At 64.2% G+C, this 22,240-nt stretch carries 19 protein-coding genes and 1 pseudogene; 1 reads left to right on the forward strand and 19 read right to left on the reverse strand.

Annotation, left to right across the window (positions count from 1 at the left end):
• The first annotated feature begins 81 nt into the window (after nucleotides 1-81).
• Nucleotides 82-1,002 (forward strand): L,D-transpeptidase family protein, encoded by a 921-nt coding sequence (locus tag ABIC09_RS10420; RefSeq protein WP_354083111.1) that lies wholly within the window; start codon nucleotides 82-84, stop codon nucleotides 1,000-1,002.
• A 36-nt stretch (nucleotides 1,003-1,038) separates the two neighbouring features.
• Here the strand turns inward: ABIC09_RS10420 and ABIC09_RS10425 are convergent.
• From ABIC09_RS10425 to ABIC09_RS10515, 19 genes and pseudogenes are all read right to left on the reverse strand, one after another.
• Nucleotides 1,039-1,146: pseudogene (locus ABIC09_RS10425) on the reverse strand (NmrA family transcriptional regulator); the annotation flags it as partial.
• Between the two features lie 99 nt (nucleotides 1,147-1,245).
• Complete coding sequence (ftsH, locus tag ABIC09_RS10430) at nucleotides 1,246-3,087, reverse strand: ATP-dependent zinc metalloprotease FtsH (protein ID WP_354033523.1); 1,842 nt, start codon at nucleotides 3,085-3,087, stop codon at nucleotides 1,246-1,248.
• 437 nt (nucleotides 3,088-3,524) lie between these two features.
• Entirely contained in the window at nucleotides 3,525-4,268 is a 744-nt protein-coding gene (locus ABIC09_RS10435) for an SDR family oxidoreductase (protein WP_354033524.1), read from the reverse strand.
• Between the two features lie 313 nt (nucleotides 4,269-4,581).
• Complete coding sequence (locus tag ABIC09_RS10440; protein ID WP_354109200.1) at nucleotides 4,582-5,586, reverse strand: ABC transporter substrate-binding protein; 1,005 nt, start codon at nucleotides 5,584-5,586, stop codon at nucleotides 4,582-4,584.
• Entirely contained in the window at nucleotides 5,583-7,685 is a 2,103-nt protein-coding gene (locus ABIC09_RS10445) for an adenylate/guanylate cyclase domain-containing protein (RefSeq protein WP_354109201.1), read from the reverse strand. The genes ABIC09_RS10440 and ABIC09_RS10445 overlap by 4 nt, the downstream gene beginning before the upstream one ends.
• Before the next feature lie 22 nt (nucleotides 7,686-7,707).
• Nucleotides 7,708-8,706 (reverse strand): SphA family protein, encoded by a 999-nt coding sequence (locus tag ABIC09_RS10450; protein WP_502916417.1) that lies wholly within the window; start codon nucleotides 8,704-8,706, stop codon nucleotides 7,708-7,710.
• A gap of 37 nt (nucleotides 8,707-8,743) precedes the next feature.
• A complete protein-coding gene (locus ABIC09_RS10455) occupies nucleotides 8,744-9,685 on the reverse strand; it encodes an HlyD family secretion protein (RefSeq protein WP_354109202.1) in 942 nt (313 codons plus the stop codon).
• A complete protein-coding gene (locus tag ABIC09_RS10460) occupies nucleotides 9,685-9,924 on the reverse strand; it encodes a DUF3302 domain-containing protein (protein WP_148748847.1) in 240 nt (79 codons plus the stop codon). The genes ABIC09_RS10455 and ABIC09_RS10460 overlap by 1 nt, the downstream gene beginning before the upstream one ends.
• A gap of 10 nt (nucleotides 9,925-9,934) precedes the next feature.
• Entirely contained in the window at nucleotides 9,935-10,966 is a 1,032-nt protein-coding gene (locus ABIC09_RS10465) for a DUF1254 domain-containing protein (protein ID WP_502917662.1), read from the reverse strand.
• Nucleotides 10,967-10,986: 20 nt separating this feature from the next.
• A complete protein-coding gene (locus ABIC09_RS10470) occupies nucleotides 10,987-12,393 on the reverse strand; it encodes a DUF1254 domain-containing protein (RefSeq protein ID WP_354109319.1) in 1,407 nt (468 codons plus the stop codon).
• A gap of 17 nt (nucleotides 12,394-12,410) precedes the next feature.
• A complete protein-coding gene (locus ABIC09_RS10475) occupies nucleotides 12,411-12,920 on the reverse strand; it encodes a hypothetical protein (protein WP_354082766.1) in 510 nt (169 codons plus the stop codon).
• Between the two features lie 58 nt (nucleotides 12,921-12,978).
• Entirely contained in the window at nucleotides 12,979-13,989 is a 1,011-nt protein-coding gene (locus ABIC09_RS10480) for an HAD family hydrolase (RefSeq protein ID WP_354109320.1), read from the reverse strand.
• A 28-nt stretch (nucleotides 13,990-14,017) separates the two neighbouring features.
• On the reverse strand, nucleotides 14,018-15,637 hold the full coding sequence (locus ABIC09_RS10485) for an arylsulfatase (protein ID WP_502916777.1): 1,620 nt from the start codon (nucleotides 15,635-15,637) through the stop codon (nucleotides 14,018-14,020).
• 143 nt (nucleotides 15,638-15,780) lie between these two features.
• Entirely contained in the window at nucleotides 15,781-17,178 is a 1,398-nt protein-coding gene (locus ABIC09_RS10490) for a BatD family protein (protein WP_354109204.1), read from the reverse strand.
• Nucleotides 17,175-18,698, reverse strand: a complete 1,524-nt coding sequence (locus tag ABIC09_RS10495) for a VWA domain-containing protein (protein ID WP_354109205.1) — start codon at nucleotides 18,696-18,698, stop codon at nucleotides 17,175-17,177. Before ABIC09_RS10495 ends, ABIC09_RS10490 begins: the two co-directional genes overlap by 4 nt.
• Nucleotides 18,691-19,689 (reverse strand): VWA domain-containing protein, encoded by a 999-nt coding sequence (locus ABIC09_RS10500; protein ID WP_354033533.1) that lies wholly within the window; start codon nucleotides 19,687-19,689, stop codon nucleotides 18,691-18,693. The genes ABIC09_RS10495 and ABIC09_RS10500 overlap by 8 nt, the downstream gene beginning before the upstream one ends.
• Entirely contained in the window at nucleotides 19,682-20,197 is a 516-nt protein-coding gene (locus ABIC09_RS10505; protein ID WP_354109206.1) for a DUF4381 domain-containing protein, read from the reverse strand. Before ABIC09_RS10505 ends, ABIC09_RS10500 begins: the two co-directional genes overlap by 8 nt.
• Complete coding sequence (locus tag ABIC09_RS10510) at nucleotides 20,190-21,167, reverse strand: DUF58 domain-containing protein (RefSeq protein WP_354109207.1); 978 nt, start codon at nucleotides 21,165-21,167, stop codon at nucleotides 20,190-20,192. The genes ABIC09_RS10505 and ABIC09_RS10510 overlap by 8 nt, the downstream gene beginning before the upstream one ends.
• A 7-nt stretch (nucleotides 21,168-21,174) precedes the next feature.
• Nucleotides 21,175-22,170: an AAA family ATPase gene (locus ABIC09_RS10515; RefSeq protein WP_246230153.1), complete on the reverse strand. Its 996-nt coding sequence runs from the start codon at nucleotides 22,168-22,170 to the stop codon at nucleotides 21,175-21,177.
• Between the last annotated feature and the right edge of the window lie 70 nt (nucleotides 22,171-22,240).

The following is a 22,240-nucleotide window of genomic DNA, read 5'->3' on the forward strand; positions in this document are numbered from 1 at the left end:
GCGGCAGCGAAGATTGCTTTCGCCCTCACGCTCTTGGTCTTTGTCTTGGTCTTGGCGGCCGCACCGGCGTTCGCCGCCGGGATGGACGCGGCCGCGATCGGTGCCGCCGAGCCCTCGAAGAAAACCCTGTCGAAGGAGAAGCCGACCCCGGCGGGCGTGCGTCTGCAGGTGCTACTGGACAGGGCGCATTTCTCGCCGGGCGAGATCGACGGCAAATTTGGCGAGAACGCCAGGAAGGCGCTGCGCGCCTATGCGGAAGCACGGCAACTGCCTGGTACGGATGAGCTGACGGATGACGTCTGGAAGGCCCTGAAGGCGGACGACCGGCCGCCGACGGCGACCTACACCATTACCGAGAAGGACGTCGCCGGCCCGTTCCTGCGTAAGCTTCCGTCGAAGATGGAGGACATGAAGGACATTCCGAGGCTCGGTTACACCAGTCCGCGCGAAGCGCTGGCCGAGAAGTTTCACATGAGCGAGCAGCTGCTGGCCGCGCTCAACCCTGGGCGCCACTTCGACCGCGCCGGTGAGACCATCACTGTGGTCGACACGAGCGACGGTGGAAGCGCTGCGCCCGTGAAGGCAGGCAGGGTCGAGATCGACAAGAAGCGGCAAACCGTAAAACTGTTCGACAAGTCGAATGCGCTGATCGGCTTTTATCCGGCGACTGTCGGCAGCGAGGAGAAGCCGTCACCTTCGGGCACGCTGAAGGTCACCGAGATCGATCCCAATCCAACCTATCGCTACAATCCCGCCTATCACTTCAAGGGTGTTCATTCCCGAAAACCCTTCAAGATCAGGCCCGGTCCGAACAATCCGGTCGGCACGATGTGGATCAACCTGTCCGCCGACGGCTATGGCATCCATGGCACGCCGTCGCCGCAAAATATCTCCAAGGCGCAATCGCATGGTTGTGTGCGCCTCACCAATTGGGACGCCGAACGCGTCGCAACCAGCGTCGCGAAAGGCACGCCGGTCGCGTTCGTGGAGGGCGGTGGTTGATGCCAGCGCCCGCCGCGACGGCCGTAGGGCGGATCCTCAGACGCTCGTAAGCCAGGTTGCGAGCGGCGTTCTTCCAAGCCGCGCCTCGCCGAGCGGGATCAGCGAAGTGTCGTCAATGGGAGCGCCGTAATACTGTTCGGGATCCCGGCAGGAAGCGGCCGACCTGACGCGTCGAGCGCAGCGGTGACGGATGCTTCGCTCGGCCGTTCGGCTCGCATCGGTTCGACCAAACCTCATCCGACTTCAGACCGCCCGCAAGCCTTCCTTGGGCACCTCTCGGATCAGCTTGTCGATATCGCTCTGCTCCAGCGTCTCCTTCTCCAGCAGCTGCTTTGCGGCGCGGTCGAGAATGGATCGGCGCATCGTGAGCAGGCCCTGCGTCCGCTGGAACACATTGTCGACGATCACCCTGACCTCCCGGTCGACGGCCGCTGCCGTCTCCTCGGCATATTCGCGCTCGCGCACCGGGTAGGGACGATCCGTGCTCGCCAGGAAATTGCCGGGATCGCGCTCGTAGGCGATGCTTCCGAGCTTCTCCGACATGCCGTAGCGCGTCACCATGCTGCGGGCGATATCGGTAACGCGGCGCAGATCGTCGGCGGCTCCGGTCGACAGATGGCCGAACACAATCAACTCGGCAGCGCGGCCGCCGAGCAGAACCGCCATCTTGTTTTCCAGCTCTTCCTTCGTCATCAGGAAGCGGTCCTCGATCGGCCGCTGAATGGTGTAGCCGAGCGCGCCAACGCCGCGCGGGATGATCGACACCTTATGCACCGGGTCAACCCCGGCCAGCGACAGAGCGACCAGTGCGTGACCCATCTCATGGTAGGCCACGATGTCGCGCTCGCGAGGGTTGAGCAGGCGGTTCCGCTTCTCAAGTCCTGCGACCATCCGCTCGACTGCGTTGTTGAAGTCGCTCATGCCGACTGCTTTGGCCCCGCGGCGCGTCGCCAGCAGCGCCGCCTCGTTGACGAGATTGGCGAGATCGGCTCCGGTGAATCCCGGCGTCAGTGCGGCCACCGCCTCCGCCTCAACGTCGGGGGCGAGCCGCACCTTGGTCATGTGCACCTTCAGAATGTCGACTCGGCCTTTCTTGTCCGGGCGATCGACGAGGACCTGGCGATCGAAGCGACCGGCTCGGAGCAGGGCGGGATCGAGGATTTCGGGCCGATTGGTTGCAGCGAGGATGACGAGGCCCGATCGCGAGTCGAATCCATCAAGCTCGACCAGGAGCTGGTTCAGGGTCTGCTCCTTCTCATCGTGACCGCCCGCGAACGGGCCGATACCGCGAGCGCGTCCGAGCGCGTCGAGCTCGTCGATGAAGATGATGGCAGGCGCCTTCTCGTGTGCCTGCTGGAATAGATCACGAACACGGGCGGCGCCGACCCCAACGAACATCTCGACGAACTCGGATCCCGAAATCGAGAAGAACGGCACTTTCGCTTCGCCCGCTACCGCCTTCGCCAGCAGGGTCTTGCCTGTCCCCGGTGGTCCGACCAGCAGCACGCCTTTCGGCATGCGTCCGCCCAGCCGGCCATAGTCGGCGGGAGATTTCAGAAAATCGACGACCTCGCGAAGCTCGTCCTTGGCTTCGTCGACGCCTGCAGCGTCGGCAAAGGTGACGCCAGTGTTGGACTCGACGTAGATTTTCGCCTTGCTCTTGCCGATCTGCATCAAGCCGCCGCCAAGGCCGCCGCTTTCGGCGATGCGGCGGCCGACGTACCACCACAGGCCGAAAAACAGCAGCACCGGCATGACCCACGACAGCAGATCGCGGAAGAAGGTGCTTTCGATCTGGCCCGTGAAGCGGACATTGTGCTTCTCGAGCTCCTGGGCGATGTCCTGATCGACGCGCGTCGTGATGAATTGCTTCTGGCCGCCCGGCAGCGGCTCCTTGAGCGTGCCCTGCAAGGTGCGGTCCGAGATTCCGACGCTCTCGACCTTGTTGTCGCGCAAGAGCTGCTGGTACTCGCTGTAGGGGATAACGGCGATCTGGCCGACCGTCGCAATCAGGTGCTGAAGGACAAAGACCGCAAGGATGGCGGCAATGGCATAGGCGATATTGAAGCGGGTCTTCGTCGTCATGCGAAAGCTCGGTATGACGGGTGAACGGGGCGAAAGCGGACGCCGGCATCGGCCGGACCATCGGGAATAACCTGGGCCCGCAGGCTTGGTTTCAATACTGGGCCGTCGCGTGCCCCGCGCGGCCCGTTGTCCGGCGCAGCAGGCCTTCCCGGCCTCGCAAAGAGCACTGCGCCCGCAAACGGCGCGACGATCGTCGATGCCTTCGCTTTGCCCGACGTGTCAAACGACCGTGGCTAAAAACCTTGTGCCTGCAACCACCGGGGGCCGGCTGGCCCACCGGTCCCAGCGCGCCGGACGGCCGGCTCGTCATACGGCGCAGACGATTACGCCGCACCAGCCGAGCCCGCGATAGGTCTCGTAGCCCGGCGTCGCGTGGAAGCCGATCATCGACCCGGTGCGGTGCCGGCTGATCCGGCGTTACTCTCCGTTGTGGGTCCTCACGGCTTTGCGAGCCACGTTGCGAGCGGCGTCTTCCCGAGCCGCGCCTCGCCGAGCGGGTTCAGCGAGGTGTCGTCGATCGGGGCGCCGTAATACTGCGCGCTGGGGTCTCCGACCACTGGACGATTGTCGCCGGACGCCTTCAGACGTCGCGCGACGAATTCATTGAAGGGGGCCTTCTCGGGGCCTGCGATATCGATCGTGCCGTTCAGCGGCCGTCCCGTTGCGACCTCGGCAAGGCTATCGACCACATCGTCGGATGCGATCGGCTGAAACAGCGCCGATGGAACGACGATCTTGCCTCCAGTCACGCCCGCTTCGCCGATGGCGCCGAGGAATTCGAAGAACTGGGTGGCGCGAACGATCGAGTAGGGCACCGAAGAGGCCTTGACGATGGTCTCCTGTGCGAGCTTGGCACGAAAATAGGCGATGTCGGGCGAGCGGTCGGTCCCCACGATCGACAGCGCGACATGATGCTTGACGCCAGCTTTGGCCTCGGCAGCGAGGAGGTTCTTGCTCGAGCGCTCGAAGAATTCGAGCACGGCGGCAGGCTCCCAGGATGGTGAATTGGCGACGTCGACGACAACATCCGCGCCGGCCGTCGCCGCCGCGAGGCCTTCGCCGGTCACGGCGTTCACACCCGATCTTGGCGAGGCGGCGACTGTCTCGTGGCCCTGCTGCTTGAGCTTCGCAACGAGCTTGGACCCGATCAGCCCGGTTCCGCCGATCACGACAATCTTCATGACGTGTCTCCTCGATATTTCGGAACGCGAGTTGACCGATCCAGCGGATGCTCACGCTCTCACGTTGCTGAATGTGATGCGGGATGCATCCTAACAGAGTTGTCGGGCACGCTCCCCCCTGTAGCGGCCCAAACTCGCCGGAAAATGCTCAGGAAACGTGCATGCCGAGAAAAATATTCCGTTTGGCTCGAACGAATGATGGTACGCCGCGCCCGAATATCGCTATTCGCGTTGCCGCGCATCAGCATGACGGCTTCAACAGGGATGGATCGACGTCGAGGCGGTGGTGGCCGGGCTTGTCTTGAGCGCGCCTCTATCCGGCGGCCGCCAGGTAAAGCTGTGTGTCGAAGTAATCGGACGCGTGCAGCGCGCCAGTGACGCCGGCGTCCGTCATGAAAAAATCGCTGACCTCCTGCAACCATTTTACCACGGTGCCGTCAGCATAGAGCCGCCGCCATTCGCGCGCGGAGTAGAGTTTTTGCGCCTTGAGGGCTTCTGCGATGTCGGCAGGGCGCGAGGGCTTGTAGTGAGCCTGGAGCGCCTCCGCGGCCGCCGCAGGGTTCCGCACCATGTGGTCGTTCGCACCGATCCAGCCGCGGATGATCCGGCTCAGCACGTCCCTGTTCCCGGCATAATAGTCCGTCCGCGCCGCCCAGCCGCCGAGCACGGCGGATTGCGGATAAAAGGCGGAGGCATCGACCAGCTTCACGGCGTCGGGCAGCGCCCCGCGGACGGCGACATTGAATGGCACCCACAGTGCGATGGCCGGCACCTCGCCGGCAATGAACGCCTTGACGGCATCCGGCATGCTGGCGTTGACGATCTTCACCTCGGACGGGGCGATGTTGTTGGCGCGCAGCGCGCGGTCGAGAAAGATGTGCGCCGTGGTCTTCATGGTCGTCGCGATCCGCTTGCCCCTGAGATCGGCCAGCTTGTTCACCCCCAGCGACGGCCGGACCCAGAGCTGCGCGGTGGCGACCTCGATGTCATTGATGAGAAAGCCTCGGCCGCGGCCGAGCGCCAAGTAGTTGGAGATGACGCCGCCAGCCGAGGCGACGTCGAGCTCGTCCCGCATCATCGCCTCGAACACTTCGGGGCCGGTGTTGAATTCGTGCAGCTCGAAATCGATGCCCTCCCTGGCGAACGAGCCGCGATCGATGCCGGTCCAGATGTGCCCGTCCACGGCGACGACATGGACATAACCGAGCCGGACTTTTGCGCGGGCCTGCGCGATGGCGGGCGCGCGGAGCGCCGCAGCCACCGTCAGCGCAGCGCCATGGCGCAGCAGTTGCCGACGGCTGACTAGGCGAGCGCTCATGCCGCAGCTCCCTTATTCCCGGCCGCCGCGCGAAGACGCTGGGCGTGAAACTGCGCGATGCCATCCTTGGGATAGTCGAGCAGGAAGCCGGAGAGGCGGACCAGCGTGGTGTCGGCCGCACCGTCTTGCGCAATCGCTGCAAAAACCTCGTCCCAGCGCTGGCACATGATGATCTCGGCCTCATTGGCCTGCGCCAATTCGCCGCGCAGCTCGCTGACCGCGATCGGCTCGGCAAATCCCTTCGGCGTGATGCTGTCGACGCTGCGGAACAGGAACGCATGGCCCGCTCGCGCACGCACCACTGCGCTGACCAGCACGCGCGTGCCGTAGTTCTTGTTTAGGCCTTCCAGCCGCGAGGCCAGGTTGACGGTGGCGCCGAGCGCGGTGTAGTTCATCCGATCGCTGGAGCCGACATTGCCAACCACGGCGTCGCCGACATGCAGGCCGTACCGCGTCTCATAAGGCGGCCAGCCCTCCCGTCGAAACTCCTTGTTGAGGGCCTCGTTCGCCGCAAGGCAGGCGAGAACGGCGCGACAGGCGTCGACCGTATGATCGGGATCGTCCGCCGGCGCATTCCAGAGCGCCATCACGGCGTCGCCGATATACTTGTCGACCGTGCCCTGGTGCCGCATGATCTCGTCCGAGAGCGCGGCGAAATAGCGCGAGGTGAAAATCATCACCTGCGACGGGTCAGCCCGCTCCGTCTTGGCGGTGAAGTCGGCGACGTCAGTGAACAGCACGGTGACCTCACGCCTGCTACCGCCGAGGCGGAGCGACGAGCCGGTCTCGATCAGCTGCCGCACGATCGGGCGCGGAATGAAGCTTGCAAAGCTGCTGACCACGCTGCGCATGGTGAAGACCGAGCGGCCGAGCTCCTCGATCTCGGCGATGGCGGAATGAATGCGCGGCCGTTCCGCGATATCGAAGCGCTGGATCGCGTCGGTTTCCTCGGCCAGCTTGCGCAGCGGCCGCGCCATCAGCGACCCCAGCCAGAATGCGAACGGCAGCGTGGCGCCGACGAAGGCCAGCGCCAGCGCGAACAGCGTGCGGCGCTCGTTGATGATCCGGGCGTAGAATTCGTCGAGCGGCGCGATCATCGCGAGCCGGACATTGGCCGAGCCGGCGGTATCGAGCCGGTGGACCGCCGCGATATAGGTCCGGCCGGCGTCGTCGTCGAAGAATTGTTGCGCCGGCCCGCCATCGCGCCAGGAGCGCATGATCGGGACCAGCGCGGGCAGCTTGAGCGCACCGATTTGCGGCAGGCCATCCTGCCGCTCCGGGATCTCCGCCATCAGGCGGCTCATCTCGGGATGGCCGACGATGCGCTCGGCAGCGTTGAACAGGAAGGCGAGCCCGGATCGGCCGAGCTTCTGCTGCGCCAGCATGTCCTCGAACCGGTTCAGCAGGATGTCGCCGGCGACGACGCCACGGCGGCCCTCCTTCAGCGGCGTCCGCAGCGTGTAGCCGGGCTCGCCCGTGGCGTAGAAGACGTAAGGCCCCGTCAGCAGCGTCTTGTCGTTCTTGAACGCTTCGACATACCAGGGCCGTTGCCGCGGGTCGTAGCCGGTGGGCCCGGCGACCTCCGCGACCTGGATGATGTTTTCCGACAGATATTGCGTGACCGGTGCGCTGCCGGCCGTGCGCGAGATCACGACCAGCCGGAACGCCGCATCCTGATCGACCTTCAGGCTCGTCCGGAACTCCGGCCTGGCGCGATCGATCACGTCCATCTCGATGAACGAGCCGTCCTCGTAGCCGACATAGAGATTGAAGAGCTGCGGGTTGTTGCGCAGCATCGCCGCCATCAGGCTGTACAACCGCGAATTGTCCGCGATATCGGCTTCCTGGATCGACGGCAGGGCGGAGAGAATGTCGAGATTGTCGCGGACATGCTTGAACTGCTCGTCGACGTGATCGGCACCCAACTGTGCCACCTTCTCGATGAAGCCGCTCGCCGCCGTCCGCGTGATCGAGGTCACGCGCTCGAAGCTGAGATAGACCAGCGTCAGGCCCACGAGCAGCACGACGCCAACGAACACCGTGATGATCGATGTCCGGAAGCCGATGCGAAGTGTGCCTCTGATCCAATCTCCTTCCATCAGAGCGTCCTGAACGCCTCCTCTAGTATTTGCGCACGATCGGCTTTGCGGAGGCCGGCTCCGGCGCCGCGGGCGAGATCGCGAACGTCACCCAGGTGTTCCAGCCCGATGGGCGGTTCTCCGCAGCGAACTCCCAATAGCCCTTCAGGTTGAGGTAGCCCTGCATGTCGCCGACCGGAAACAGGAAGCCGGCCTGCGGCCCGACGCCGGCGACACGCGAACGGAAACCGCCAAGCGCCGGCGGTGCCCCAAAATCGTCGGTCACCTGCTGGAAGTAGTAACCGACCAGCCCGAGCTGAACTTGCTTGGTGACGAAATGCGAAGCGCCCCAGTCGAGATGGAAGTCCATTCCGTTCTGGTATTGCGTGTCGGTGTTCTTGAAATTGTAGGTGAGGCCCGCGACCCAGGAGAATTCGTTGCCGGTCTGGGGATTGAAGTAGGTGTAGCCGCCGCCGAAATCGATCGCGCCGTGGCCGATGCCGAGATTGGCAAGCCGGGACGAATTGTAGGCGCCGATGGGAATGTCGCCCATGCCGTAGACCATGAGATTGTTGACGCCCATGTTCCACTTCAGCGCGACCTCCGGGATGACATCGCCGAAGGCGACGAGATCCTGGGTGCGATTGATCCCGATGGTGTTGCCGAGCGGTCCCGTCAGCGACAGCGCCGCCGAGGCTTCATTCCTGCCACCGACACCCAGCACGCTGACGGAGAGCTGCGCGCCCAGGACGGGTGTGGCGAACACGTAGGTCGGCCCGAAAAGGGCGATATCGCCCTTGCCGCTGATGCCGACGTCGACGCGGCCGCCACGCGGAAACTGCTGGCCCGCGCCGGAGCTGACGTCGGTATGATAGTAGACTGTCGCCCACGACCATCCCGGCGTGCCGGGCGCGGCGGCGAGGCTGCCGAAATTACCCGGCAGCCAGAAGCTGATGCCGCCTTCATCGGCGAGCGCGGGCTGCGCCGCGAAAACCGTTACCGCCAGCACGACCGCAAGCGCGCCTTTCCGAAAATTCTTCATCATGTCGCATGTCCCCATCGTCTTCATCGTTGTGCCTTCAGAACGGATTGACGTAGTTCAGGATCGCAAGCTGCCGCAGGATCACGCGGCGGACGACGTGAGTCGGCTTGACGTGATCGGTGTAGATCGCCGCTGTCCCGGCACTGCCGGCCGGCAGGCGCCGGGCGAATTCGGCGTCGTCGAGCCTGACGCGGACGACGAAGGGCGCGGCCTCGATTGCCTTCGGCATCACGGCGGAGCCCGAGGTCTGCGTTTGCCCGGGCGCGATCGCCTGGAGCACGCTCTCGACCTTGCCGGCAAAAATCTGGCCGGGCGCGAACTTGAACGTCGCCTCGATCTGCTGGCCGGGCGCGACGTAGCGCGCGTCGATCTGGTTGATCTCGACGCCGATGATGGTCGAGGAGGTATCGATGAAGGCCATCACCGGCGACAACGGCAAGGTGCCGACGCGCGCGCCCTTGCGCAGCGCGAGGTTGGTGACGTAACCGTCGGCAGGCGCGCGCACGATTGTCTTGTCGAGATTCCATTGCGCGGCCTCGAGCTGGCCCGAGAGTTGGTCCGCCTCCGACTGGCGCTGCTCGACGTCGAAGCCGCGGCCAGCGTCACGTTCGTAAAGCTGTGTCATCTGGCCGAGGCGCGTTTTGGCGAGCTTGAACTGCGCGTCGATTGCCTTGACTTGCGCCGCATAGGGCGTCGGGTCGATCTTGAACAACACGTCGCCGGACTTCAGCGGCGCGTTGGCGACCACAGGAACATCCGTCACTTCACCCGCGACGTCTGGCACGATCGAGACCGCGTTGCGCACGACCAGTGCGCTGCCTTGCGGCGCGCCCCATCCCATCGGGACCAGCAGGCCGAACATCACCAGCACCAGAACGATGAACGGCGAAACTTTCCAGAACAGATTGAAAGGCACCACCTTGAAATGAACCAGCAGGAACAGCAGCAAGAGATAGATGTTGAGGATCGCGACGGCCATCACGCGTCTCCGCTCTTGCGCGAGGGCACGTCGACATAGGCCCAGATGAAGGCGAGGGGCCACAGCGCGAAGCCGAAGAACAGCGTGATCCAGCCGGCGACCGTCACGGCCTGCGCATGGGGATGGCCGCGCGATTTCGCGATATGCCCGGGCAGCCAGCCGGCGATGCAGACCACGCCGATCGCGCTCACGAGCAAGATCACGAGCACGATCCAGGCGAAGATATCATAGCCGCTCATGGTTGATCCTCTAGCTGGCCGGCTGCGGCTCCGGGAATTTCCATTTGCCGTTCAGGATTTCGGTCCGCGGACGATAGAGCCGCACGGTGTAGTTCCAGCCCTTCATGATAGGCAGACAGTTCTGAACCTTGCCGTCGCAGCCGCCGAACTGAACGGCGATCGAGCCATCGGCGCTTTTCTTGCCGGTGATGCTGTTGATCGAGTAGGCGTCGTACGAATTCTTCTCGTAGTACCCCTCGGCATTGTAGAGGCTGACGGACCAGAACCCGTCGACCGGAACATTCTTCACGTCGAGCTTGTAGACCGTCGTGCCGTCGTTCTTCGCCGGCGTGACGTTGAGATAGATTGCATCCTTGTCGGGATTGCCACCCCAGGCCGCCGCTGATCCGATCAGGTGCCGGACGGGATCGACTTCGGCCTTGGTGCCGAACGCTTTCTTGAAGTCCGGAATGGTCGAGCCGAGCACCAGGAGTGCATCGCGCACTTTCTTCTGGCTGGCCTGGTCCCAGTCCGGCGCCTCGAACGCGCCGGCAGCCTTCTGGGTGACCGTGATGGCGTCCTGGAGTCGGTGAACCGTTTCGATATCTTTCGGGTCGGCCGGGTCGACCAGCGTCCGGATCGCGACGGCGACATAGCGCGTGCCGACCTTGTCTTTCGAGAGCGTATAGCTGCCCTTGCCGTAGACGACCTCCGGCACATAGTGATCCTCATTGATGACCTGCATCGACATGAAGCGTTTGCCCGTGTCAGGCAGCGTGATCGTCACAGGCCCTGCATCGAGATCGAAAACGGCCGACGAATAGAGAGTATCGCGGTTGAGCCGGATCACAGTCTGCTTGTCGATCGCCGCCGGCTCGCGGCGGTGCAGAACCTTCCCGATTCCGCCGCTGTCCTTCAATATCCCGCGGAAATACAAATCGCTTTCGGCGCGGACAAAATTGTCGACGGTGATGGGGATCGTTTCCGGCGTGGGCGTCGCTGCGAACGCGACCGTACCGGTCACGGCGAGCGAGACGAATGACAAGGTCAGGGTTGATTTCATTTTCATGATGTGACGTTCCCTCAATTCACCCGCTGCAGCGGCGGCGCCTTCCATTTCCCGTCGAGTGCAGCCGGTTTGGGCCAAAACAGCCGCATGACCGCGAGGAAAGGTCCCTTCGGCGCGGGCAGCCAGTTTGATTCCTTGTCCGCGCCCGGCGACTCGTTCTGGACGTACAGCGTGATGCCGCCGTCGGCGTCGCGCTTGAGCGACGGCAGCATCGACGAATTGATCAGGTAGCGGTTGAGCGGATTGGCAAACAGCAGGCTCGCCGGCAGTTCGTACATCGTCAGCGACCAGAACGCATTGACCGGCGGCAGCTGGTTTGGCGCGAAGCGCAGCGTATAGCTGTGGCTGCCGTCCAGCTTCTGCTTGTCAGCATCGACAAAATAGGCCGGATAGTAGGCCTCCTGCTTCGAATTGCCGTAGATGCCGAGCACGGCGGCGGACATGCGGCTCATGTAATTGTTCTTCAGAAAGGCACGCGTTCCAAAGCTGTCCGCACTTGAAACCTTGCCCGTGTCCACCTCCGTTTCCTTGTGGACCTTGAACGCGGCCCAGGCATCGGCCATGCCGTCCTGCAACGCCTTCTGCATGTCCGGAGACAACGCGTCGGAATCGAAGAGTTTACCCGCGCCGACGCCGATCCGGGCAAAGCGCGCCATCAGAGCCTTCTCGGACGGATGCGTTGGGCAGAACTGGAGAATGAAGTTCAGTTCCGAGAAGAATTGGAGCGAGGTTCGCTCCTGGTCGGTCCCGATCGGCTTGAAGAAATCGATCGCCGGCGCGGCCGGCGGCGCAGGCTTGCCAAGGAACGCCGAGAGCGGTTCGATCTTGTAGCCGGCTTGAATGTTCTTGACGTTGTCGATGTCGCCGGGATTGAAAAGCTGTGTACGGTAGAGCACGAACGCGAATTCCGTTTCGGACGGGATCACCGCCTTGATGCCTTTCGGCTTCTCGCCTTTCCATTTGGGTCCGGCGAGCAGATAGCTGCCGGCACCGTTGCCTGTGGCTCGGCTTCCCACGTAGGCAAAATTGAACGTGTACATGTCGATGAACTGCAAAGAGTAGTAACGCCCTTTCTCAACTTCCGGCACTGTGAGGACGACAGGCTCCGCGCGCAGATCGACCCCGACATAGGAATACGGCGTATCGGAATTGGGGGTCTGGATAGCCTTGTCTTCTGGCGTGTAGACACGCGCGTTATTGAAGATATGATTCCACGGCGCCTTGAATTCAGGGCTGCCGTGGTCGACGAAATAGGCGTACTGGACGCGGTAATTGTCCACGAGCGGGAAGCCGTAGATCGTGGCCTCCCTGGCGATTGCACGCGCCTCACTCGGAGCGACCGTCTGGGCCTGAGCCGGTGCGCCGGGCGTCAGGAGTAACACTGAGCCAACGGCTGCGGCAGCGATATGCTTCGTCACCATCACGGTCCTGCTTGCAATCACTGGCAGTAATCCCAGAACCCCTGGGTCCGGGACGGATCGGTGTAGTACCAGCACATCCCCGGCGCGGGTGCCGCGCCGGCCCAGGCAGCAGCCGTGGCCGCTGAGACGAAACCGATCGCCGCACCGGCGGCAATCGCACCGCCTCGCGGCCAGTAATAACGGCCGGGCCGCGCCCATCCACCGCGTCCGGCCACTGCCGTGGTGCGATGAACCGCGACGTTGCCGCGTGGTCCTCGCACGACGGTGCCGCCGCGATAGGCGGCGCCGCGCGGGCCGACCGCCGCGCCGCCGCGATGGACCACGGCTCCGCCGCGCGGCCCCACGGCCGCGCCGCCACGTCGGCCGGCAGCGCGCACCTCGACGAGGTCGGATGGTCCAGTTGCGCCCTGCTGGATCGCCGCCGGCTGAAGCGGCGCCGCCGATACCGTCCCTATCGGGAGAGAAACGCTGGTTGCCAATGCCAGCAAGCAGCCCGTCAGCCGAAAAGTGCGGATGTGTCTAGACATGTTCGTGCCTCCATAGTTTTTGCTTCGTTGATGAAATGTCCCGCCGCAATTGTCCCGGTCATTGCGACGCTCCCGTGCCGCCGCGCTCGAACGCGAACACCGTCTTCCAGTCCTTCGCCATATCGACCACGGTCCAGCCGTGCTGCACGGCGTCGTCCCAGGCCTTGTCGAGCTTTCCGATCCTGGACTGCCGGTCGTAGGCATATTCGCGGGCCGCGTCGGTGTGATGGACGATCCCGAGGAAGCGCGCGCCGGGGCCGGCCGCCACCCACTGCAGCATCTGGTGGTCGCCGTCCGAATTACCGAAGGAGAGGATCGGGCGGCGGCCGATGAAGCGGTTGATGCCGGACGGCTTGCCGGGGCCATCGTCGATGAACTCGACCTTCGGCAACTTCATCAGGACGGGTTTGCCGTCGGCGCCAATCCTGAACTGCGTGACGCCGGAGGAGCCGACCACCTGTTCCGGCGGGATGCCGTAGGCTTTGTCCGCCCACACCCGCATGAATTCAACGCCGCCGCCGGAGACGATGAAGGTCTTGAATCCATTCGCGCGCAGATAGGCGAGCAGCTCCACCATCGGCTGGTAGACGAGCTCGTTGTAGGGACGGTTGAATCTGGGGTGCCGGGCCCGGGCGAGCCAATCGGCGACCGACTGCGCGTAGACGTCCGTCGTCATGCCGCTATGGGCGGCGGCGGCCAGCAACAGCATTCCTTTCTCGCCTTGCGCCGCCAGCGTCTCCTTGTCGTGCGACAGGAACGCCTTGAACGGCTGCTGCTGCTTCCATTCGGGATGTTGCGGCGCCATCGCCTTGACCTGGTCGAGGGCAAAGGCGAGCTGGAAATAGACCGGCTGCTCGCACCACAATGTGCCGTCATTGTCGAACACGGCGATGCGCTCGGCGGACGGCACGAAGTCCGCGCCGCCCTGCGATGTGACGCGTGCGACGAAATCGGCGATCGCCGTCTTCGTCGCACCGCCGTTCCAGGACGGCAAGGGGTCGGCCGGCTGCGCCACCGCAATCGAGACGGTGGCGAGACATGCAAGCAGCACGGCGTAGAACCGGACCATCACGGGCACTTGTCCTCCTGTTCCCTAGCTATTGCGGTTTGAGCGACTCAAGCTCGTTGAGCCGCTTCAGCGCCGCCTGCTGCCGGAGCAGTCCGTAGTTGATGCCGCCCGCGTTCAGCGAACCGCCTTCCTGATACGGAAACTGGTCGAAATCGGAGAAGAACTCCTTGATTTTTCCCTGTACCGGCACAAGCAGCCATATATTCCGGCCAAGGAATTCCATGGCTCCTCCTCCCTCTTCCAGACCTCTCTCGTACGGATCCATCCGAAGGTTGGTGATCAGCGACCAGGCGGTGACCTCACGTGTGCCGGTCGCGATGTTTCCCTTCGACGATGCGAAGCTCAGCTTCCAGTCGTTCCACCTGATGGCATTGAGGTTGCCGCCCTGATCGAAGTAGTAGATCGCGTCGCGCGGCGGCTGCGCGGCGTCGCCCTTGAAGAACGGCATGAAGTTGTAGCCGTCGAGATGAACCTTGAAATTCTTCCCGCCGGCACCGGCAAAGCCGGTCTTCATCTTCTCCTTGACGTCGGGTATTCCGGCTGCTGCGCATAGCGTCGGGAACCAGTCGATCAGCGAGATGATCTCGTTGTACTGGGTGCCCGGCTTCACCACGCCCGGCCAGCGGACCATCATCGGAATGCGCATGCCGCCTTCCCATGTGGTGCCCTTCTCTCCGTGGAAGGGTGTCATGGCTCCGTCGGGCCACAGCGCAATCTCGGCGCCGTTGTCGGTGGTGTAGAGGACGATGGTATTGTCGGCGATGCCGAGATCGTCGAGCTGTTTGAGCAACTCTCCCACCATGCCGTCGTGCTCGACCATGCCGTCGGCGTGGATGCCTTTGCCGGTCTTGCCGAGCGACTCCTTCTTCAGATGCGTGAAGATGTGCATGCGGGTGGAATTGAACCAGACGAAAAATGGCTTGTCCGCTCTGGCTTGTCGCCCAATAAAGTCCTTGGCGGCTCCCAGAAATTCCTCGTCGACCGTGGGCATCCGCGCCGTGTTCAGCGGACCGGTGTCCTCGATCTTCCCGTCCGCGGATGCCTTGATGACACCGCGCGGACCGTACTGCTTCCGGAAGTTCGGATCCTTCGGATAGAAGTAGCCTTCCGGCTCCTCCTCGGCATTGAGATGGTAGAGATTGCCGAAGAACTCATCGAAGCCGTGCTTGGTCGGCAGATGCTCGTCGCGGTCGCCGAGATGGTTCTTGCCGAACTGTCCGGTGGCATAGCCCTGGGTCTTCATGGCGTCGGCGATCGTCGGCATCCAGTCCTGGATGCCGTGGGGATCGCCGGGCATGCCGATGGTGAGAAGGCCGGTCCGGAACGGCTCCTGACCGAGAATGAAGGAGGCACGGCCGGCGGTGCAGCTTTGCTGGCCGTAGGCGTCCGTGAAGATGGCGCCTTCACGTGCGATGCGGTCGATGTTGGGTGTGCGATATCCCATCATGCCCATCGTGTAGGCGCTGATCTGGGGGATGCCGATGTCGTCGCCGAAGATGACGAGAATATTCGGTTTGCGGCCCGGGGCAGGCGACGCGGCCGGAGCCGCAGAGGGAGCGGCCTTCTGAGCTTGCGCGAATGCCTGCGAGGTCAATGTCGCCGCCGCGACAATTGATGACGAGCCGAGCAGTATGGCCCGACGATTCATGGCTGAGTTATCGCTGCAAGGGGATCCGGCGACGCCGTCTTTATTTGTCTCGTTGCGCATTCGACGCTCCTTTGGTCTGCAAGTGTTGTTCGCTCTGGCTTCCGAGTCTTGCGTTCTGCTTGATCAGTCTCCGTAGGCTTCAGTCATCTGGCAGGCCTTCTGCCGCCATGGGCCGGAGCCTTCGAGGCCCCGACTGGATTGAGGGTTTGCGGTAGACGCGCGCTTTTGCGGCGGTGGGTTCGCAGTCGCAGCCTGCGGCGGGCGACGGTGACGTGGCGCAGCAGCTGGCGTGGCGACCAGCGGTGCGAATCGTGCTGTCTTGCGAACAGTTCGTGCTCGATGGCGCCGATCTGACCGTCCAGGGCAGGATCGCATGCGACGGACCTGAAGGCGCTGATCGTAGTCCGGGAGGAGGTGGCCTCAAGACGTGGCAGCCAGTCAAGCAATGCGAAGTACGCGGTGCTTGCGTCTCGATGACGAACGGCGCGGCGAAGCCGGTCGAACGCAAACGCTTCGGATTGCCGATAGGCCTCCCGCCGGCGACGATGATAATCCGCAGCTCGCCGCGCCATGCCGGGTGCGAACCAGCCAAGTGCGACAGCAATGAGGGTCGCGACCAGCACAGATGGCCAGTGATCCGCAATGAGGTCGACAAGGCCGCTCCACGTCCGGCTCACGTCGGACCCGTCGATGGGCACCGTACCTCCTGCCGGATCGGCAATGACCTTCAGCGGCACGGCATCGAGATGAACCTGCTGGACCTTGCCGTCGCCGGTGTTCCACCAGCCGATATCGATCGCGGGCAGGGAATAGTCGCCGGGGCGTTCCAGCATGTAGGTCGCGGAATCAACGCGGGTCGAGCTCATGACGTCGGTGCGACCCTCCGTCTTGTCCGCGAGGGCGGGTTGCGCGGGATAGAGCTTGAGACCATCGACGTCGGCGAACGGCTGCGGGGGCAGCAGCATCGCGGGCGTCCCTTCGGCCGCGATCGTCACAGTCCGCGTGACGGCATCGCCTGGCTTGAGCTGATCCGACGAGCGCTTGATCGTTTGCTCGGCGTTCAGCCGGGTCGCCGATAGAAATGGCCGAAGCTCGGCCGCAGCATCCGGAATAAAGGCTTCAAACGAAACGCGCGGCAGCACAATGTCGACTTCGCGCGTCGCCGGAGGCTCGGCAGCATACTTGACGTGGACCTTCTGGTCCGAAACAGCATAGGAGCCCGGCTCCTGCGGGTAGATGGCATATTCAAAGCGCACGCCGGCATAGAACGCACCGTCGCGCTGCTCGTTGGTGTTGACGCTCTGCAGCTGCCGGGTCACGGCGTTACGCAGCTGGAAGCCGGGCAATTCGGGCGGCGACGTCATGTAGTTCGGCGCCAGCACAATGACGTGAAGCGTCGCTTGCTGCCCGACCACCACGCGCGGCGGATCGATGGTCACCTGCACCCTCGGCGCGGGCGTGACGGGCTGTTGCGCCCGCCCGGATTGCGGCGGCAGCGCGACCGCGGGCAGCAACGCGATGGCAGCGAGCCAATGTCTCATCGCGACGCTCCCTCTTGGGCCGGCGCGACCGCCTGGATCGCGAATTTCAGCTTGAGGAAGTCTGCGGGCGAGGTCTGGACCTGGCGCATCCAGGCTTCGGCCGCGCCTGCGGTGGTGACGTCCTGCGGCGTGACCTTGATCGTCTTGCCGCCTTTCTGCTTGGGGTCGACGCGCATCTCGTCGGCTTTTTGGTCGGGCGCCGCGCTATCGTCCTGCTCCTGCTTGCGACGCTTCGCTTCCTGGGCGTCCAGCGCGGCCTGCACGATTGCGCGATTGGTCTTGGCGGCGAGATGGCCCGGCTGGACCTTCAGCACATCGTCATAGGCCTTGATCGCCTTCTCGAAGGCGTGGTTCTGGGCCTGCGCGTTGCCGAGCGCGAAGGTGCCCTCCAGCGTCTCGATCCGCGAAAATTCCTGCGCGGCCACGATGAAGTCGTAGGCGCGGTATGCGGAGATGCCCCGCCACATCGGGTCGGCGAACAGATTTGCCGCGGCACGATAGTCGCCCCGGTCGAACGCGAGCCGGCCCTGCTGATCCGGAGTCAGCCAGAGATTAGCAAGGCGCGACGTCTCGCCGGCCCGTGACGGGCTCACTTGGGTCAGGAGGACGAAGGCAACAACCCACGCGACCGTCGTGCCGCGCCGAAACCAGAGCAGGCTCAGCAGCGCGAGCGGCAGCAGCAGCCAGAAGCCCTCGTCCCGCCATCGCGTACCGAACGCATCGCCCTCGGCAGCCCGGAAACGCGTCTCGATCCGGCGCTCAAGCCGCAGAATGTCCTCACCGTCGACACTGACCCGAACGACGTCGCTTCCCAATGGCTCGGACGTTGCGCTCGCGGTCACGGCGAGCATCACCAGATTGTTTCGCCCGGCCGCCTGCCGGATCGGCGCGGCGTCGGCAGCGCCGAGGTCGTCGGCGACCACCAGGATCGTGCCGGCGACTGGCTCCGTTGCGAGGGATTGTGCAGCCAGGGCAACCGCACTCGTCACGTTCTTGCCGTCCGACGGCATCAATCCCGGCGTCAGCGCGGCGAGAAACGGCGCGATCACGGAGCGGTCGTCGGTCAGCGGCATGACCAGATGCGCGGTTCCGGCATAGGCGATGAGCCCGGTCCTGGCGCCGGCGCGCGCCGCAAGGAGATCGCCGATCTTCTGCTTGGCGCGTTCGAGGCGCGAAGGCGCGACGTCGCTCTCGCTCATCGACGACCCGGCCGCGAGCGCGATCATCAGCGGCGCCTTGTCTTCGACAAAGGGCGGCAATTCGCGCCGCCAGGTGGGGCCGGACAGCGCGATCGTGCCGAGCACCATTGCGGCGGCCACGAGATAAAGCGCGTTGACGCTGCGTCCCCGGCCGGGCTGCACGATCAGATGGTCAAGCAGGTGCGGCGCAATGACGTCGCCCCATTGCGCCCGCGCGTTCTGCCGCCGGAGCAACAGCGCGAACACGGCCGCAACCGGGATCAGCGCGACGAGCCACAGCGGGCGCAGCAGATGGAAGGATATGGTGGCGGCATCATGCATGGCTGACGATCTTCATGCGATGCCATTCGCTTCCGAGCAGAAGCGTAAGCCACAGCAACAGGCCGAGGACGACGGCGGCGCCGAGCGGCCATTGAAACAGCGGCAATTTCGGGCGCCATGACAGCGTATCGAGCTTTGCCGGGGCGAGCTGGTCGATGTCGGCATAGATTGCCTGCAACTGCGCGCCGTCCTCGGCGCGAAAGAAATGACCGCCGGTCGTGCTTGCAACGGATTGCAGGACGCCGAGATCGACGCGATTTTCGCCCGAAGCTGCGGGATCGCCGACGCCGATCGTGTAGACGGCGACATCGTTCTGATGCGCGATATCGGCAGCGTGTTCGGGCGGCACCCGGCTCGCCGTATCGTTGCCGTCGGTCAGCAGGATCAGGAGCTTCTGTTTCGCCGTGCTGGTCGCAAAGGTCTTGATGGCAAGCCCGATGGTGTCGCCGATCGCGGTCTGCTGGCCGGCCATTCCGACTGCGGTCTGGTCGAGCAATTGCTGCGCGGTCTGGAGGTCCTGGGTGAACGGCACCTGCACGTAGGCCCTGGTGCCGAACAGGATCAGCGCAACGCGGTCGCCCTTGCGGCGGGCGATGAAATCCTTGATGACGCGCTTGACGCCATCGAGCCGCGTCAGCGTCGTACCGTCCGGCGTCTTGAAGTCGCGCTGGTCCATCGATCCCGATATGTCGATCGCCAGGATCAGATCGCGCGCGGACACCTCTCGCGTCACGGGATCACCGACCCATTGCGGCCTTGCGAGCGCTATGACCAGCAGGATCCAGATCGCCGCCGCCACGATCATCTGCAAGGCGCGACGCTCCAGCACCACGGCGCCCCGCTGCGGCGTCTGTCCGGTCGCGGCCGCCAGCCGTTCGAAGAACGGCACCTGGACCGAAGCCTGCCGCGCCCGATATGGCGGCAACAGCCACCATACGAGGATCGGCAGCGGCAGCAGCAGGAACAGCCAGGGCCAGGCGAATTCAAGCATGGTGCCTCCCGATCCAGCTGCGGACGAGACCGACGAGCGATTTCAGGTCGGCATCATCCGGCGAGATTTGCCGATAGGGGGCGCTGACAAGCAAACGACCGATTCCTTGCGAGAACTCGTCTCCGCCATAGCTCCGGTCGAGGAAAGAAAGCCAGGCCGGGCCGATCAGTGGCGCGACCTGCTCCCGAGGAAAGGCCGCGAGCGCCGTGCGCCGGACCAGCAGGGCCAGCCGTGTCAGCAGTTCTCCTCGTGCCGAGGGGCTCGCGCGCCTGATCGCGGTCAACTCGGCGATCGCCTCGCGCCGATAACGATTGCCGCGCCGATGGTGCACGAGGCGCCACGCCGCAGCGGTCACGACCGCCAGGACCAGGATGATTGCGATCCGCGCTTCCCAGGTCTGCGGCCACAGGCTCACCTCGCGCGGCAACGGGATGTCGATGAGGCCGGCGACCGGATCGGGCATGGCGGGTTGAACTTTTGCCAAGGATTCAGCCAGGTGTTCAGCCAAGGGTCGCCTCCGTCCTGTGGCTACCGCCGCGACCGTGCCTGGCCGGCATCGCGCCAAGAAGGCGACGGAGCTGCATGGCGGTATCCTCCGCGGCGCTCAGCGGCAGCACGGGAATGCCGAGCTCGTGCGTCCAGGCGAAGACGCCCTTCAGGCGCTCCTCGGTCGCCTGCGAGATGTTCTTGCGCACGCTGCCGCGTCCGACATCGAGCCTGATCTGCAACTCGCCGTCAGTCACCGTCATGCTGGCCGAGGGCGGAAGGTCGCTTTGCAGGGGATCGTGAACCAGCAGGGCGACGACGTCGTTGTGAAGGGCCATCGCGCCGATCTTCTTGCGCGTCGCATCGTCGGCGCCGTCGAAATCGCTGATGATGACCACGACCGTATCGTGCAGCGCGCGGCGCAGAGCGTGCTCCAGCGCCGTGTTGAGCATGGCCGGCGCGGAGACGAGACCGCGACCGACGCCCAACGCCTGGTTTTGCGCAACGATGGCTGAGAAGATCTGGAGCACGTTGGCCCGGCTGCGCCGTGGGTTCACCTCCACGAGATCGCGGTCACCGAAGATGATTGCTCCGATCCGGTCCCCGACACCAAGCACCCGCCACGCGCCGATCGCCGCAGCCTGTGCCGCGGTCACCGATTTCATCGCGAGCCGGCTGCCGAAGAACATCGACAGGCGCTGGTCGACCACGAGGATCGTCTGCCGATCGCGCTCCTCGTTGAAAACCCTGATGTGTGGCTTCTGGAGCCGTGCCGTCACCTTCCAGTCGATCGAACGGACGTCGTCGCCGGCGCGATAGTCCCGGATCTCCTCAAAATTTAGCCCGCGTCCGCGCATGCGCGACGCGAAGCGACCGGACAACAGGCTGTGCACCGGTTGGCGCGGCAGGAACGAGACCTTGCGTCCGCGATATTCGAGCGCGATCAGGTCGTCGAGACTGACATAGACACCGGGCGAGTTGGCTGATGTCATGACGGCCTCACGCTGCAGCGACAAGTTCGGTGATCTTGTCGATCACCTGGTCGGGCGTCACGCCCTGCGACACTGCCTCGTAGCTGAGGATCAAGCGATGCCGCAGGCAGTCATGGACCACCGCGCGTACGTGGTCGGGTGTCACGAACTCGTATTCATCGAGCCAGGCCCGTGCACGGGCACAGCGATCGAGCGCGAGGCTGCCACGCGGACTGGCGCCGACCTGGATCCATTTGGCGAGCGGATCGCCGTAGCGGTCCGGAAACCGCGTCGCGTAGATCACATCCACCACATACTTCTGGGCAAGATCGGAGACGAATATCCCATCGATTTCGCCGCGCGCGTCCAGGATTGCTTGTTGCGGGATCGGCGGCAGCTCCGCGGCGCGGTCCTTCGGCTTCTGCGCGTTCTCCGCGCGATTGAGCTTGATGATCTCGCCTTCGACGGCCTCGTCCGGATACGTGATGACGACATGCATCAGGAAGCGGTCGAGCTGGGCCTCCGGCAGCGAATACGTGCCCTCCTGTTCGATCGGGTTCTCGGTCGCAAGCACCATGAACAGGTCGGGCATCTTGTAGGTCTTGCCGGCGACGGTAACCTGACGCTCTTCCATCGCTTCGAGCAGCGCGGATTGCACCTTTGCCGGCGCGCGGTTGATTTCGTCGGCGAGCAAGAGGTTGGCGAAGATCGGTCCCTTCTGAAACTCGAATTGCCCGCCCTTGTCGGTCTGGACATAGATCTCCGCGCCGGTCACGTCCGACGGCAGCAGGTCGGGCGTGAATTGCACGCGCGACAGATCCGCCGCGAGATGCTTGGCGAGCGTCTTGACCGCGCGGGTCTTGGCAAGGCCCGGCAGGCTCTCGATCAGAAGATTGCCGTTGGCGAGCAGCCCGATCAGCATGCTCTCCACCAGATGATCCTGACCGAGCACCGACTTTCCGATCCGTGTCCTGAGATCCAGCAGGCCTTCGCGCGCCGACGACGTCCCGGCACCTTGAGACACTGGAGCCGCCATGCGTTTGCTTGGGCTTCCGTCCGGCATGGAAATCTCACTCACCTTGCGAGACGTTCGC

Origin of the sequence: Bradyrhizobium sp. S3.12.5, assembly GCF_040548225.1 — a bacterium.
In the GTDB taxonomy this organism is placed as follows: domain Bacteria; phylum Pseudomonadota; class Alphaproteobacteria; order Rhizobiales; family Xanthobacteraceae; genus Bradyrhizobium; species Bradyrhizobium cytisi.

Bases quoted from the DNA above. Each gene is read 5' to 3' on its own strand.
- ABIC09_RS10420 (WP_354083111.1), top strand. From the start codon at position 82: ATGGACGCGGCCGCGATCGGTGCCGCCGAGCCCTCGAAGAAAACCCTG.
- ftsH (WP_354033523.1), bottom strand. From the start codon at position 3,087: ATGACGACGAAGACCCGCTTCAATATCGCCTATGCCATTGCCGCCATC.
- ABIC09_RS10435 (WP_354033524.1), bottom strand. From the start codon at position 4,268: ATGAAGATTGTCGTGATCGGCGGAACCGGGCTGATCGGGTCCAAGCTC.
- ABIC09_RS10440 (WP_354109200.1), bottom strand. From the start codon at position 5,586: ATGAGCGCTCGCCTAGTCAGCCGTCGGCAACTGCTGCGCCATGGCGCT.
- ABIC09_RS10445 (WP_354109201.1), bottom strand. From the start codon at position 7,685: ATGGAAGGAGATTGGATCAGAGGCACACTTCGCATCGGCTTCCGGACA.
- ABIC09_RS10450 (WP_502916417.1), bottom strand. From the start codon at position 8,706: ATGAAGAATTTTCGGAAAGGCGCGCTTGCGGTCGTGCTGGCGGTAACG.
- ABIC09_RS10455 (WP_354109202.1), bottom strand. From the start codon at position 9,685: ATGGCCGTCGCGATCCTCAACATCTATCTCTTGCTGCTGTTCCTGCTG.
- ABIC09_RS10460 (WP_148748847.1), bottom strand. From the start codon at position 9,924: ATGAGCGGCTATGATATCTTCGCCTGGATCGTGCTCGTGATCTTGCTC.
- ABIC09_RS10465 (WP_502917662.1), bottom strand. From the start codon at position 10,966: ATGAAATCAACCCTGACCTTGTCATTCGTCTCGCTCGCCGTGACCGGT.
- ABIC09_RS10470 (WP_354109319.1), bottom strand. From the start codon at position 12,393: ATGGTGACGAAGCATATCGCTGCCGCAGCCGTTGGCTCAGTGTTACTC.
- ABIC09_RS10475 (WP_354082766.1), bottom strand. From the start codon at position 12,920: ATGTCTAGACACATCCGCACTTTTCGGCTGACGGGCTGCTTGCTGGCA.
- ABIC09_RS10480 (WP_354109320.1), bottom strand. From the start codon at position 13,989: ATGGTCCGGTTCTACGCCGTGCTGCTTGCATGTCTCGCCACCGTCTCG.
- ABIC09_RS10485 (WP_502916777.1), bottom strand. From the start codon at position 15,637: ATGAATCGTCGGGCCATACTGCTCGGCTCGTCATCAATTGTCGCGGCG.
- ABIC09_RS10490 (WP_354109204.1), bottom strand. From the start codon at position 17,178: ATGAGACATTGGCTCGCTGCCATCGCGTTGCTGCCCGCGGTCGCGCTG.
- ABIC09_RS10495 (WP_354109205.1), bottom strand. From the start codon at position 18,698: ATGCATGATGCCGCCACCATATCCTTCCATCTGCTGCGCCCGCTGTGG.
- ABIC09_RS10500 (WP_354033533.1), bottom strand. From the start codon at position 19,689: ATGCTTGAATTCGCCTGGCCCTGGCTGTTCCTGCTGCTGCCGCTGCCG.
- ABIC09_RS10510 (WP_354109207.1), bottom strand. From the start codon at position 21,167: ATGACATCAGCCAACTCGCCCGGTGTCTATGTCAGTCTCGACGACCTG.